Annotated in this window: 14 protein-coding genes and 1 tRNA gene; 6 read left to right on the forward strand and 9 right to left on the reverse strand. The window is 68.5% G+C overall.

The genetic code is table 11. The features are described from left to right. Positions 1–102 precede the first annotated feature (102 nt). Positions 103–175, forward strand: a tRNA-Arg gene (locus KGQ19_RS10495). 138 nt (positions 176–313) lie between these two features. Here KGQ19_RS10495 and KGQ19_RS10500 read toward each other — a convergent pair. Further along, a complete protein-coding gene (locus KGQ19_RS10500; protein ID WP_212008903.1) occupies positions 314–520 on the reverse strand; it encodes a hypothetical protein in 207 nt (68 codons plus the stop codon). A 420-nt stretch (positions 521–940) separates the two neighbouring features. Between KGQ19_RS10500 and KGQ19_RS10505 the strand changes: the two genes are divergently transcribed. The 5 genes from KGQ19_RS10505 (at position 941) to purU (ending at position 6079) form a co-directional block, all read left to right on the forward strand. Further along, positions 941–1636, forward strand: a complete 696-nt coding sequence (locus KGQ19_RS10505) for a GntR family transcriptional regulator (protein WP_212008904.1) — start codon at positions 941–943, stop codon at positions 1634–1636. A gap of 98 nt (positions 1637–1734) precedes the next feature. Then, positions 1735–2790 (forward strand): AraC family transcriptional regulator, encoded by a 1056-nt coding sequence (locus KGQ19_RS10510; RefSeq protein ID WP_212008905.1) that lies wholly within the window; start codon positions 1735–1737, stop codon positions 2788–2790. 137 nt (positions 2791–2927) lie between these two features. After that, positions 2928–4286, forward strand: a complete 1359-nt coding sequence (locus tag KGQ19_RS10515; RefSeq protein WP_212008906.1) for an aminomethyltransferase family protein — start codon at positions 2928–2930, stop codon at positions 4284–4286. 52 nt (positions 4287–4338) lie between these two features. After that, entirely contained in the window at positions 4339–5208 is an 870-nt protein-coding gene (locus tag KGQ19_RS10520) for a methylenetetrahydrofolate reductase (RefSeq protein WP_212008907.1), read from the forward strand. Between the two features lie 16 nt (positions 5209–5224). Then, complete coding sequence (purU, locus tag KGQ19_RS10525) at positions 5225–6079, forward strand: formyltetrahydrofolate deformylase (RefSeq protein ID WP_212008908.1); 855 nt, start codon at positions 5225–5227, stop codon at positions 6077–6079. Positions 6080–6151: 72 nt separating this feature from the next. Here purU and KGQ19_RS10530 read toward each other — a convergent pair whose 3' ends face one another. The 8 genes from KGQ19_RS10530 to KGQ19_RS10565 form a co-directional block, all read right to left on the reverse strand. Beyond that, entirely contained in the window at positions 6152–7138 is a 987-nt protein-coding gene (locus tag KGQ19_RS10530; RefSeq protein WP_230418468.1) for a fumarylacetoacetate hydrolase family protein, read from the reverse strand. Positions 7139–7268: 130 nt separating this feature from the next. Continuing rightward, entirely contained in the window at positions 7269–8000 is a 732-nt protein-coding gene (locus KGQ19_RS10535; protein ID WP_212008910.1) for an SDR family oxidoreductase, read from the reverse strand. Positions 8001–8015: 15 nt separating this feature from the next. Continuing rightward, on the reverse strand, positions 8016–9521 hold the full coding sequence (locus KGQ19_RS10540) for a bifunctional 3-(3-hydroxy-phenyl)propionate/3-hydroxycinnamic acid hydroxylase (protein ID WP_212008911.1): 1506 nt from the start codon (positions 9519–9521) through the stop codon (positions 8016–8018). Between the two features lie 10 nt (positions 9522–9531). Beyond that, positions 9532–9954: a YciI family protein gene (locus tag KGQ19_RS10545; protein ID WP_212008912.1), complete on the reverse strand. Its 423-nt coding sequence runs from the start codon at positions 9952–9954 to the stop codon at positions 9532–9534. 12 nt (positions 9955–9966) lie between these two features. Beyond that, positions 9967–10779 (reverse strand): SMP-30/gluconolactonase/LRE family protein, encoded by an 813-nt coding sequence (locus tag KGQ19_RS10550; RefSeq protein WP_212008913.1) that lies wholly within the window; start codon positions 10777–10779, stop codon positions 9967–9969. 25 nt (positions 10780–10804) lie between these two features. Continuing rightward, entirely contained in the window at positions 10805–11734 is a 930-nt protein-coding gene (locus KGQ19_RS10555) for a VOC family protein (protein ID WP_212008914.1), read from the reverse strand. A 15-nt stretch (positions 11735–11749) separates the two neighbouring features. Continuing rightward, positions 11750–12634: a fumarylacetoacetate hydrolase family protein gene (locus KGQ19_RS10560; RefSeq protein ID WP_212008915.1), complete on the reverse strand. Its 885-nt coding sequence runs from the start codon at positions 12632–12634 to the stop codon at positions 11750–11752. A gap of 39 nt (positions 12635–12673) precedes the next feature. Beyond that, on the reverse strand, positions 12674–13603 hold the full coding sequence (locus KGQ19_RS10565; protein ID WP_212008916.1) for a glycine/sarcosine/betaine reductase selenoprotein B family protein: 930 nt from the start codon (positions 13601–13603) through the stop codon (positions 12674–12676). Between the last annotated feature and the right edge of the window lie 11 nt (positions 13604–13614).

Raw genomic sequence — 13614 nt, forward strand, 5'->3', positions numbered from 1 at the left:
CCTCACCCCAGTCACCTCACCCCACCCACCAGCCAAAACACCCCCCACCGATATCGATTTTCGACACACGCCATCGGGCGTGTACTATCGACAACGTCGCAAGCGCGCGTAGCTCAACGGATAGAGCATCTGACTACGGATCAGAAGGTTAGGGGTTCGAATCCCTTCGTGCGCACTCATGTTAGGCACATGAACCGCAGGTCAAAGCCCCTCCACCATCGCAAGTGGAGGGGCTTTTGCGTGCCCTCTCCCGATTCGCCGGGAGAAAAATGGGAGAAACGGATTGGATCCTGGTCCGCGTGGGTGGTGCCGACTATTTCATCCACGCAGGTCCGGCGGCACGCTCGTACTCGTGCAGGATGCCGCCGAGTCGGTCGCCTCTTCGCACGTTCAGGTCGATAATGTCGGCGCTGCCGGTGATCGGTTCGGGCGCGGGTCGCAGTGGTGCGCTCTGGTCCAGCGCGCGGTGTGGCCGGTGAAGGTTGTCGTGGGTCTCGAATTCGCGCAGCGCGTACAGCAAGTGGGCCTGGTTCCAGATCAGCGTCCGGTCCAGCAGCTCACGCCGACAGGTGCCCAGCCAACGTTCCGTGCCCAGGATCCGGATCCGACGGCGGCAAACTGCCGCTGCTAGATCCGAACCGGATGGCGCAACGTCAAAATCTCCGCATCTTCCTCCCGACCGCTCATCGGAAGCAGACGCAACACAGCAAACGTATTCGACACCGCCATATACGCGAACCGGAACAGCGCAACCAGCCATCATCGCCGGCCTACGCCGACGACGCGCTGGAAACCGCCCAACCACGCCACTGTGAGGTGACTGACCAAACCCTCCCCCACCTGCACGGACGATGTTCTCGGCACCTACAGGCCTGAAGTGCGTCATCGATCATCTCGCCGAATATCGATTATCCTCGCCCATCATAGGTACACTGCCCTCATGGGCCAGGTGAACACCAGGCGTGGCTCGACCCGCTCGCTGGAGGTCTACGAGGAGATCCGCTCGGACATCATGGCCACGCGGATCCCGCCGGGCGCCCGGCTCAAGGCCGGTCCGCTGTGCGAGCGGTTCGGCGTCAGCTTGTCCGTCGTGCGGGAGGCGCTGACGCGCCTGTCCGAGCAGCGCCTGGTCCGCTCCGAACCTCAGCTCGGTTTCTCCGTCCTGCCGCTGGACCGGGCCGGCCTCGAGGACCTGACCGGAGTCCGGGTCGAGATCGAGACCCTCGCCCTGCGGTGGGCCATCGGGCGCGCCGACCTGTCCTGGGAGACCTCGGTCGTGGCCGCCCTTCACCGGCTCGGCCGGACGCCGGTGAGCGAGCCCGGCGACCAGAACGGGATCTCCGAGGCCTGGTCGGATGCCCACTGCGCGTTCCACACCGCACTCGCGTCCGGCTGCGGAAGCCCCCTGCTGATGGAACTGCGCCGCGGGCCCTACGACTCCGCCGAGATCTACCGGCGGTGGGCCCGGCCGGGGGCGGTGCGGGAAGAACGCGACGTGCACAAGGAGCACACCGACATCGCGGACGCGGCGATCGCCCGCGATGCCGGGCTCGCGACCAGCCTGCTGGAAGCCCACATCCGGCAGACCACGAAGACCTTGCTGACGAGCGATTTGATGAACTCCACACCGGACTAGCCGGCGAGCGTCGCGGGCGCACGGAGCAAGGCATGTGCCGGCGTGCATGGTGGATGGCAGCCTGTGCCTGCCAGCGGGAGATCGGGAGGAGAGCGGAAATGCTCGATCACGACAGCGCCGTCGCCCCATGGGAGACACCGGAAAGCTACTACGACGGGCCATTGCGCGCCTACGAGCGCTATCGCACCAAGGACCCCGTCCAGGCATCGAGCCTGTCGGCAGCCCTACTGTCCGCGAGTCGGCTGGTCGTGCGCGACCACGACCACCGGTTCGAGGCCACCTGCCGCGCCGTCCAGGCCCGTTCCGCCTCACTGGTGTACCTCACCTACGGCACCGACGTCATCGTGGACCGGGTCCGTCCCGCCCACCACGACTATCTGGCGATCCTGCTCCCCCTGCACGGCGGGCTCCACCTCCGCCACCAAGGCCGCGAATTCGACGTCCGGGCCGGCGAAACGGCAGGCGTCACCTGCTCGCGCGACACCATGCACGCGGAGTTCGGCGCTCAGGCGTCGGTCCTCACGCTGCGCGTCGACGTGCACGCGACTGAGCTCGCGCTCGGGAACCTGCTCCTGGAACCGCCGCCCACAGACCTCCGCATCCAGGCGGGCCCGGTCACCGGCCCGGCTCGCAGGTCGCTGACGGGGACAGCCGAACTGCTGGCGGCCAGCTATGACGGGAAGGATCCGGGGTCCCCGCTCCCGCCCGTGGTCATGCGCCGCATAGAGGAGCAGATCCTTTTCACCGTGCTGCTCTCCGTCAACCACAACTACCGGGCTGCGCTGCTAGGAGAGGCGGCACGGCCGAATCGGCGCACCGTCCGCGAGGCGATCGACCTGGTCTGGGCCGAAGAGGAAGCCACCTGGACGATCCCCGAGCTCGCCGGTGCGGTGGGCGTTTCGGTCCGGGCGCTCGAGTTGGGCTTTCGAAAGGAACTGGGCAAGACCCCGCGGGAGTTCGTCCGGGAGCAGCGGCTGTTGCGCGCCCACGAGGAGTTGCTGCACGCCCATTCCGGCGACGGAACCACCGTCACCGGGGTCGCGGGCCGCTGGGGGTTCTGGCACGCCGGCCGGTTCGCGACACGGTACGTCGAGCGGTTCGGTGTCCGTCCCGCCATGACCCTGCGATCCGGGGCCTCCACCGCGGTTCGCTGACGGCACCTCGCCTTCGGCCGGTCGCCGCGGTTCGCCAACTGGCACTCTTGCCTTCGGCCAGCGACTCGGCCGGACATGAAGCGGCTCGTAACGTCTTTTCCCAGGCACGGGCACACGCGGCGTGGAAGGGACGAGACATGGCTGTCGAAAGCCTCGAGGACAAGATCAACCAGGCCGGCGGGGCGCTCCGGATGCTGCGCAGCGCGCACGCCGGCGCCCACCCGTTCCCCATCCCACCGCAGTTCACGACGTGGCAGGACGAGCAGAAGTCCTGGCACGAGACCGCTGTGGTGTTCGAGATGCGCCACATGACCGACGTCTACTTCGAAGGCCCCGACGTGCGCCGGCTGCTCAGCGACGTGGCAGTCAACAGCTTCGCCGCCTTCGGCCCGATGAAGGCCAAGCAGCTCGTCGTGGCCAACGACGCAGGCCAGTACGTCGGCGACGCGATCCTGTTCGGGCTCGGCGAGGAGAAGGTCACCCTCGTGGGCGGCCCCGCCGCCGCGAACTGGGTCTGCTTCCAGGCCGAGCGGGGCGGCTACGACGTCGCGATCACCCGTGACGAAAACGCTCTGGTCACCAAGGGGGAACGCCTCGTCTTCCGCTACCAGGTACAGGGCCCGCGCGCCCTCGACATCGTCACGGCCGCACACGGTGCTCCGCTTCCACGGATCAAGTTCTTCAACATCGGCGCCTTCGACATCGCCGGAACCCCGGTCCACGCGCTCAACCACACCATGGTCGGCATCCCCGGGCAGGAGACGACCGGGCTGGAGATCTTCGGGCCCGTGGAGTCCGGGCCTCGGGTCCTGGAAGCGCTGCTGGCGGCCGGGGAGCAGTACGGGCTGCGGCAAGGCGGGGCGATCGCGTACTCCACCACGGCGCTGGAGTCAGGATGGCTCGGCCTCGTGGTGCCCGGCATCTACGCCGGCGGCGCCACCAAGGCATACCGCGAGTGGCTGCCCGCGAAGGGATTCGAGGCCGGCGTCTCCCTCGGCGGAAGCTTCGCCTCCGACGACATCGACGACTACGTTCCCACGCCCTACGACCTGGGCTACGCGAACATCGTCAAGTTCGACCACGACTTCATCGGCGCGGACGCGCTGCGCCGGATCAAGGCCGAACCCCATCGTCGCAAGGTCTGGCTGCGGTGGAACCGCGAAGACGTCACCCGGCTCCTCGGGGACACCTTGTACGCGCCCGAACAAGCGCGGCCCAGGTACCTGGAAATCCCGTACGCCGTCTACGCCACCTACCAATACGACGCGATCATGTACGCCGGCCGGGTGGTCGGCATCTCCAACCGCACCGGCTACACCGTCAACGTCGGCGCCTGGTCCTCCCTGTGCATGATCGACGAGGAACTGGCCGTCGACGGCACCGAGGTGACCGTGGTCTGGGGCGACCCCCAGGGCGCCCGCCTGCGTCCCGCCGTCGAATCGCCCCATGCCCTCAGGGAGATCCGGGCCGTCGTGAGCACCCGGCCACTCGTCTAGTCGCTGCCCAGCCGCTGGGCGCTCGCCCGACGATCCGTGAAGGACCACGACCATGTCCCTGACATCATCACAGAACCCGCTCACCGCCGACCGCCTCCTGGCGGACGCGACCATCGAGGTCATCCCGCTCAAAGGCGCCGGGGACCAGATCCAGGCCACGCCCGCCGACGCCACGGTGGCCATCACCTGCTCGCCGAAGTTCGGCTTGGACCGCACTGTCCAGTTCTGTGCCGTCGCCGCCGGCTCCGGCCGACGGGTGGTGCCGCACCTCGCCGCCCGCATGGTGCCCAGCCGCCGCGCGCTCACCGATTTCGTCAGCCAGATCCAGGACATCGGCATCACCGACTTGTACGTGATCGGCGGCGATGGCGAGCGGCCAGCCGGCCCTTATAGCGAGGCCGGCCAGGTCCTGCAGGACCTGCACGAGCACGGCCACACGCTGACGAGGCTGGGCGTCGGCTGCTACCCCGAGGGGCATCCGCTCATCGACGACGACCGGCTGTGGGCGGCCCTGGAACGCAAGCAACAGCTGGCCACCTACATGGTCAGCCAAATGTGCTTCGACGCCGTGGTCGTCCGTGACTGGCTCGCCCAAGCCCGACAGCGCGGCATCTCGCTCCCGCTGCGGGCAGGCGTCGCCGGGCCGGTGAAGATCGCCAAGCTGGCCGAGCTGTCGCTCAGGATCGGGGTCGGCCAGTCACTCCGCTACCTGCGCAAGCAGCACGGCATGGTCGGCAACGTCCTGCGCGGCCGCGCGTACGACCCGAGCCCGTTCGTCTCCGCGATCGCCGGGACGGCCGGAATCGAAGGGCTCCACGTCTTCAGCTTCAACCAGGTTCCCGAGTACGTCGCCTGGCGGGACGCCCGCCGAGACAGTGGCGACGGCCGCGCCGCGGTAGGTGCCACGCAGGTGCCGCAGTAGGTAAGGAGACCAGCTCTTGAGCGACGTCATCATCACCCTGTCGTGCCCGGACCAGCCCGGGATCGTCCGCGCCGTCTCCGGATTCGTGGCCGATCAGGGCTGCACCATCACCGAGAGCCATCAGTTCATCGACGGTGAGTCTTCGCGCCTGTACATGCGCCTGGCGTTCCAGGCCGTCCACGGCGCCACTCCCGGTATCGACCCGCTGAGCAGCGACTTCGCCGAGGTGGCGCAAGAGTTCCTGATGACCTGGAAGATCACCGACGCCACCCGGCGCGCCCGCCTGATCATCATGGTGAGCAAGTTCGGCCACTGTCTCAACGACCTGCTCTACCGGGTCAAGGTCGGCCAGCTCAACGCCGAGATCGCAGCCGTGGTGTCCAATCATCGCGACCTTGAGCAGCTGGCGACGGCCGCGGGCGTGCCGTTCGTGCACGTGCCGGTCACCGCGGCCACCAAGCCCGAAGCCGAGGCGGAACTGCTCCGGCTCGTGGACGCCCTCGATGTCGACCTGGTCGTCCTGGCCCGCTACATGCAGATCCTCTCGGCCGGCCTGTGCGCCAAGCTCGAGGGACGGGCCATCAACATCCACCACTCGATGCTGCCCAGCTTCAAGGGCGCCAAGCCGTACCGGCAGGCCTATCAGCGGGGAGTGAAGCTGGTGGGCGCCACCGCCCACTACGTCACCTCCGACCTCGACGAGGGGCCCATCATCGAGCAGGAGGTACAACGCGTCGACCACGCTATGGACGCCGCCGGTGTGACCGCGCTGGGCCGCGACACCGAATCGCTGGCCCTGGCCCGCGCCGTCCAGTGGCACCTGGAGAACCGGGTCATGCTCGACGGGCGCCGGACGGTCGTTTTCCGATGAGGCCGGGGCCGGCTGTGAATCCGCGGCTGACCGCGTCGGGCGGCGTGTCCCAGACCAGCTCGCAGAACTCGGTCACGACGCGCCACCGGTGCCCGTCCACGGGCGCGGCCGCCGATGCTGCCCCACCCGGGCCTTCGGCACAGCCACCGGCTCAGCGCCGGCGACGATCCGGTTCGACACCGCGCCGATCCCCTCGGCGACCAGCGTCACGACGTCACCCGGCCGCAACGGCGCGGGGATCTGCCTGCCGGTGTGGGCCCAGTGTTCGAGCAGACAGCCGGCGCCGCAGGTCCCTGAGGCGAGGACATCGCCGGGCAGCAGCTGGACGCCGCGCGAGGCGAACGCGACCAGTTCCTCGAACGACCACGCCATGTTGGCCGACGTGTCCCCGCCGCCCGGCAGCGGGACGCCGTTGAGCTCCGCGTGCATCTCCAGTGCCAGCCGGCCGTCGCGACGGTACGGCGCCAGCTCGTCGGCGGTGACGATCCACGGCCCGAGGGTGTTGGCGAAGTCCTTGCCCTTCACCGGCCCCAGGCCGACCGGCATCACCGGCGCCATCAGGTCGCGTGCCGACCAGTCGTTGAACAGCGTGTATCCGGCGATGTGCCCGGCCGCTTGCTCGGGACTCAGGTCCCGGCCGGGCTTGCCGATGACGGCGGCGAGTTCGAGTTCGAAGTCCAGCATCCGGCACCCCGGCGGCACCGCGACCGGTTCGTCCGGGCCGACCACCGCGTTGGTGTTGGAGAAGTAAAACAGCGGCTGGTCGTACCAGGCAGGGCTCGGCGCTTGCGCGCCGAGGAGCTTCAGGCTGCCTTCGAGGTGTTCTTCGAAGGTGAGGAAGTCCCGCAGCGTCCCGGGTTGTACCGGCGCGAGCAGCCGCACCTGAGACAGCGGGCGCGGCTCGCCCTCGCGGGCCTGTTCGACGAGCTCCGCGCGCCGCGCCGGCGCGGCGGCCAGCACCTCGAACTGAGAGGTACCCGCGACCAGCGGCTGAATCCGGCCACCCGTGACGACTCCCAGTCTGACCCCATCGGCGATCTCGATTCGCGCCAGCTTCATGCGCTCTTCCCCTTCGCTGTACTCGACGTCGATCCAGTACCGGAATTCGGAGGCGGCGATGCCGCCGAGCTGCTCCAGCCGGTGTGCGCGCACCGCGTCCAGTCCGACAGGCCCGCCGCCGGCCGGCGTGCTAGAGCAAGTGCGCTCCGGCGTCCACGACGAGGTTCTCGCCGGTGACGCCTGGACAGGTCAGCAGGAACAGCACCGCCGCGACTATGTCGCCGGGAGCGGGCAGCCGTTTGGCCGGCGTCCGCTGGCGCTGCGTTTCGAAGAACTCGGCCATGACCGGGTCGGCGTTGTCGATCGCCTCCGTCCCCGCGACCGAGCCGGGCGTGATGGCGTTCACCCGCACCGGAGCGAGCTCGACCGCGAGCGAGTTGACCAGGCCGATGACTGCGGAGTTGGCCATCGACATCGTCGTGGACCCCGGTGAGGGCCGCCACATGGACAGGCCGCTGAACAGCACGACGGAGCCGTCCGGGTCGAGCTTGGGCAGTGCGTGCGCGACGGCGTTCGCGTAGCCGACCGTCTTGATGAGCATCATGCGTGCGGCGGCATCCGCACGGAAGTCGGCCACGGTGTTCTTGTCGCGTTCGATCGCGGTGATCACCAGATGGTCGACCACGTCGATGCCGGTGAACAAGCGGCGAAGGGCGGCGTCGTCCGACAGGTCGCAGGCCAGCCCGCGAGCCCGCGGGCCGAGTTCGGCGGCGCGGGCCTCGGCGGCGTGCGCGTCCCGCCCGGTGACCGTCACTCGCGCGCCTTGTCCTGCCGCGGCGCGGGCCAGTTCGAACCCCAGGCCGCGCGCTCCGCCGATGACGAGGAGGTGTGCGTCTTTCCTGAGCATCGCGTTCATCTTCATGCCAGTCCTCTCCTTCTATGACGCCGGCACAGCGGACGGCTGCAACGTGGTCTCAAGCGCGGCGACCAGGACGTCCAGTTCGGCTGAGTCGCCGACGGCCCCGAAGAGGTAGCGATCGGGCCTGATGATCACGGCCGCTGCTCCCAGACTCCTCACCCAGTCGCGTACTTCCCCGGAGAACTCCTGGAGGACCTGCGCGTCGAGCGACTCCAGCATCGCCTTCGTCCGGTCGGAGGTGCCGGACAGAACCACGGGATCCCCCACCACGGCGAAGCGGTAACCCACGACGTCGTCGAGGAGTCGGCCGCTCGCGGTTCTCGGCTGGGCGCTCAGCGTCCCGGCGAGTTCGTTCGTGTCGTCCCGGACGCCGGGGCCCAGACGCGGGCGCAACGCCTCCGCCCGCACCACGGGTGGCTCGTCCGCCGACGCCACCAGCGCCTCGATCTTGTTCGCCCACTCCGCGGCCAGCGTCGTGTACGCGCCCACATGCGGTCTGCGCTCGGTCTCGTAGGTGTCCAACAGCTCGATCGGCGAGTCGCCCCGAATCACGCGGCCGAGCTTCCAGGCCAGATTGGTGGCGTCCCGGATGCCGGAACACATCCCCTGGCCCAGGTGGGGCGGCATGGTGTGGGCGGAGTCCCCGGCCAGGAGGAGCCGGCCGGCGCGCCACGGGGTGGCCGTGAGCGACCGCCACTCGTAGACGTCGCAGCGCAGCATCCGGTACTCGTCCGGGCTGAACCACGGCGACAGTACTTCGTAGGCCTTCTCGGTGCGCTCGAAGGCCGCCGAATCGTCGTCAGGGCGAAGCATCAGCTCGAACCGCAGCCGCGGCGCGGCGATCGGCGCGAACGTCAACGGGTTGCGGATCGCGCCCTGGATGAAGGCATCGCGGCCGGCGAGCTCGTCCTTGGCGACGAAGGGAATGATGTCGATGATCAGCGAGCGGTGGGTGGCGTTGTGATCGATCTGCGTACTGCCCATGAGCTCGCGCACGCTGGAGTTGGCGCCGTCACACCCCACCACGAACGACGCCCTGATCTGGCGGTCCTGGGCGGTGGCGATCTCGCGGACGTTCACCAGCACGCTGTCGCCCGCGTCCTTCAGCGTCGTGACCTCCCAGCCGAAGTACGTGCCGGCGTTGGCGTAGTTGTGGGCGTAGCCGCGCAACACGGCCTCGAAGTCGGGCTGGTGGAACATGTAGTCCGACTGCCACCCCTGCTCGGTGCGGCCCCGGTGCCAGTCGAATTCCATCACCGTGCGCCACTGGGAGTCGTAGTGGCGGTACATGCCCACCAGCGAGAAATCCTTCTCGAGGTGCTGAAGGCCGAGTGTCTGGAACGCCCTCATCGTCTCGTCGTCGACGTGTGTCGCGCGCGGACGGGCCATCGGCATGCGGCCGCGGTCGATGACGGCGACTCGCAGACCTTCCAGCTCAAGGAGGCGCCCGAGCGCCAGACCTGTTGTCCCGCAACCGATCACGGCTACATCGACATCGACATCGCCGTTGACCCTGCTGTCCATATCAAGCTCCTCAATCAAGGCTGATCGTGTCGGCGAACAGGCTGAAGGAGAGTCGGATGGTTCCTTCGTTCAGCTGCCACCCGTGCACGGTGTTCGCGCGCAGGCCCGCGCGGTGGAAAGGTTCTGTATCGGAGATGGCCGTCGCGGCTTCCAGGGACGATGCCCTGATGATGGCGGTGCCGCTGCCGTCCCAGTCTTCGCCGGCGGCATTGGCGCCGGACAGGAACAAGACGCCGTTCTCCTCCTGCTCCTTGAGCCAGAGAATGTGTTCCCTGAGATGGGATGCCAGGTACTCCATCGGCGAGTCCACGGGATGCACCATGTCCATGCGCATCATGTACAGCTGCACCTGACGCAGTCTTCGCAGGTGGTCTTCCAGGCTGAACGAATCCGCTGCGGGATCCGGCAGGTTCTCGTCTCCGGCGGTCGTCATTTCCGATGCTCCTCAGGGGTTTGCGGCCGGTTCGTATATTTCGACATGGGATTTCAGAGTCTTGTTGGCGACGGCCTCCAGGACCGAGCCGCCGCCGGTCTCGGCCACGGTCACGAACAGCCGTCCGTCAGGGCCCAGACAGCACGCGACCGGTTGGCCCTCTCCTGTGCTGATCTGGCGCAGCGGACCGGATCGGGCGATGAGGACGACCGCATGGGCGGTGAGCGTGCAGACCCAGACGCCGTCCGCCGCGGCGCAGATCCCGTCGGGTCGCGCTTCGGGATGCACGACCGCGGCGAGGTCGGCGAACAGCCTCCGGTCGGTGAGCTGTCCGTCCGCGGCGATGGTGAATGCGGTCAGGCGCTGGGCCCAGGTTTCCGCGACGACGAGGGTGGCGCCGTCGTCGATGATGGCCAGCCCGTTCGGGAACTCGAGGTCTTCGGCCGCCACCGTCGCCCGTCCGTCGGGCGTGACATGGATCAGTCGGCCTGGCCGCGGCTGTTCACCGAGGTGGGCGGCGTACCCGACATCGTCCACGTAGAGAGCGCCGTGGTGATCACCGACCATGTCTCCCAACGGTCCCGCGGCGACCGCGGACAAGTCCGCATACGCCCCGAAGCCGGTTCCGTCCCAGAGCCCGACTCGCCTTTCGCGCATGATCGCGCCGACCAAGCGGCCGTCGGGAAGGAACCACAAGCCATTCGACTGCGCGGCCAGCGGCGTGAACGCCCAGGCGCCGCCGCTGTCGGTCCAGATCCCGCCCTTCTGCGGATCCGAGACCCACAGCGCTCCCTCACTCCATCGCGGGCCTTCGCCCAACGTCATCCCATCGCTGTGTGGCCTCATGGCGTCAGCCGGTCGCGCTGTGGGCGCCGGTCATGTGCGCGGCGAGGTCCTCCGGGTTGACGAAGGACGGTGGAGGCGGCGGCCCCCAGCTCAACAGGGCCTTGTCGTCCTCCCAGACCCCGGGCGACCACAGCGAGTCGTCGATGATGCAGTCGAGGTCGGAGTAGTACTCGGAGAATGTTCCGGCCGGATCCCGGAGATACCAGAAGAAGTTGGAGCCGATGAAGTGGCGTCCCAGCCCCCAGGCGTGGCGTTCGGGATGGTCCTGGAGCATCGCCATCGCGCCACGCCCGATCTCGTCGACGTCCTCGACCTGCCAGGAGGTGTGGTGCAGGTAGTTGACCGGCGCCCGCGTGACCAACACGTTGTGGTGGTCGGTCGAGCATCGCAGGAACGCCGCCGCGTCACGGACCTCGTCGGACACCTTCAGGCCGAAGCCGTCGGTGAAGAAGTGCCGGGAGGCGGCCTGGTCGGTGGACCCGATCACGACGTGGCCGAGCCTGCGGGGCCGCACCGCGCCTTCACGCAGGATCCCGGGCGCGCGGGCTTCCGGTCGCCTGACCAGTCCCGGCTGGTTGTAGCCTGCCTCCAGGGCCGGCCGCTGGATCAGCCGCCGGGTCACCTTGGCGGTGACCTGCACGCCGGTGACCGGCTCGACGGCCGTCACGACTTCGTCGGTCATCTGGGAGACAGCGAAGTCAAAGCGCCGCAGTCGGCCGGCGATCCGCCCGATGTCGTCGAAGTCGTCGACCCCTATCTCGATCCGCAGCAGCTGCCGGTGCGGCGCCGGCACCAGGCGGAGCTGCCGGCCGCCGTCGGTCGTCGACAGCCAGCCGTCGTCCTCGCCGGTCAGCCCGAAGTCCTCATAGTAGCCGCGGACAGCCTCGACCTCCGGTACGCCGACCGTCAGCGAGTTCAGGTTGTGAAGACCCATGTGCCGCCTCCTCATTCAGGGCTTTGAGATGGTCCGCGAGACGTGCGGCGGACCTTCGGCGAACGTGTTGCGAAGGCGGCCGACACCGGAGATCCAGGTCTCCAGGACATCCCCCGGTGCGAGATAGCGCTGCGGCGACCGGGCGTGGCCGACACCGGAAGGCGTGCCGGTGAACACGATGTCGCCTGGAGTCAGCGGAAGAATCGCCGACAGTCGTTCGATGAGCACGGCGACGGAGAAGATGAGCTGGCTCGTGCGGGCCCGCTGCACGACCTCGCCGTTGACACTGCAGCCGATCTCCAGGTCCTCGCGGTCGGCCAGCTCATCGGGCGTGACGATCTCCGGCCCGATCGGGGCGAACCCGGGAAAGGACTTGCCGATGCTGAACTGTGGCGGGGTGCCGACCAGCTGACGGGTCCGCTCGGACAGGTCCTGCCCGACCGTGACGCCCGCGACATGGTCCCAGGCCCGAACCGCCTGGACGGCGACGGCCCGCCGGCCGATGACGACGACCAACTCCGCCTCCCAGTCCACGGTCGCCGTCGGCAGCTTCACCTCGTCGCCGGGGCCGGCGAGGCAGGTCGGGAATTTGGTGAACACGGCCGGTTCCGGCGGTGGCGGCAGGCGGCTCTCGCCGACGTGGTCGGCGTAGTTCAACCCGATCGCGAACACCTGCGAGGGACGCGGCACCGGCGCTTTGAGCCGGCTCGGATCGAAGGGCTCGACCAGTGACCGGGCCTGCGCCGCCCGCAAGCGGTCGGCCCAGACCACGAACTCGTCCCAGCGGGCGAACACGGCCTGCGGATCCGCGGCGAACCGGCCATCGCTGGCCTTCTCCACGTCGATGACGCCGTCGGGGTACTTGAGCACAAGCCGGCCATCAAGATTTGCGATACGCATGCGGCGCACTTCCTCTTCTGTTCGACACGGTGCCGACGCTCAGCAGGCACACCGGACGGCGAACTCCCGCTCATTCCCGCCGCCCAGAACCTGCGTGTGGGCCGCCGCATTCGCCAGGACCGAACCGCGGATCGCGTTGTCGAGGCGGTAGACGTCCGCGACCAGGTCTTCCCAGTCCCGGCTGCCGTCCGCGTCCCACTGGAACGGCAGCCGCTTCAGCTCCCAGTCCGACTCGGCCTGCTCGGCAAATTCCAGCGCGGCCTTGACGATCTCCCGCTGCTGCGTCTTCGCCCGCGGCCGACCGGCCGGACACCCCAGCGGGAAGTCCAGGAACGAGGCACGAGGCGGCTTCAGATAGGTGGCCTGCTTGTACAAGGTGGTGATGCTGGTGGTCGGGATCCCCCGATTCTCGATCGCCCGGGCCAGAACCCCGAAGGCCACATGGCACTGCGGACAGAACGGCACCACCAGTACCAAGTCGACCCCCATGGCCTGGAACTCCTCGACCACCCGGGGAGCCACCTCGGTCGCCAGCTCGTCGAACTGGCTGATCGAGCCGACCATCGACACCGCGTTCGCCGCGTACCGCCCGATGACGCCGTCCCGCTCCAGATCGAGCATCGTGTCCCTCGGGTAGGCCACGTTGGGGTCGGCTAGCGCGAAGGCCCGGATCGGCGTCATGTGCCCGAACAGCACGTCGTCCAGGTCGCGCTCCCTGGGCAGCAGCCGGTAGGAAAGGTCGCTGTGCTGCCGGAGCCGCGGCTGGTCCGGAAAGTAGGCACCGCAGGACACCAGCAGCCCGACCGTGGCCTCCCGCAACGGGACCCGCATCGGCGTCAGCGCGGGCGGATCGAAGTCGGGCAGCGGTTCGGGCTCGATGCCCAGCACGTTCCTGAGCAGCTTGTCCGGATCGAACACCGGGAAACCGGGATCCACCGGCGCGGAAGTCGTCTGAATGAGGTCGGTCACGGTCATCACCT

Origin of the sequence: Catenulispora pinistramenti (genome assembly GCF_018274385.1) — a bacterium.
GTDB lineage: Bacteria > Actinomycetota > Actinomycetes > Streptomycetales > Catenulisporaceae > Catenulispora > Catenulispora pinistramenti.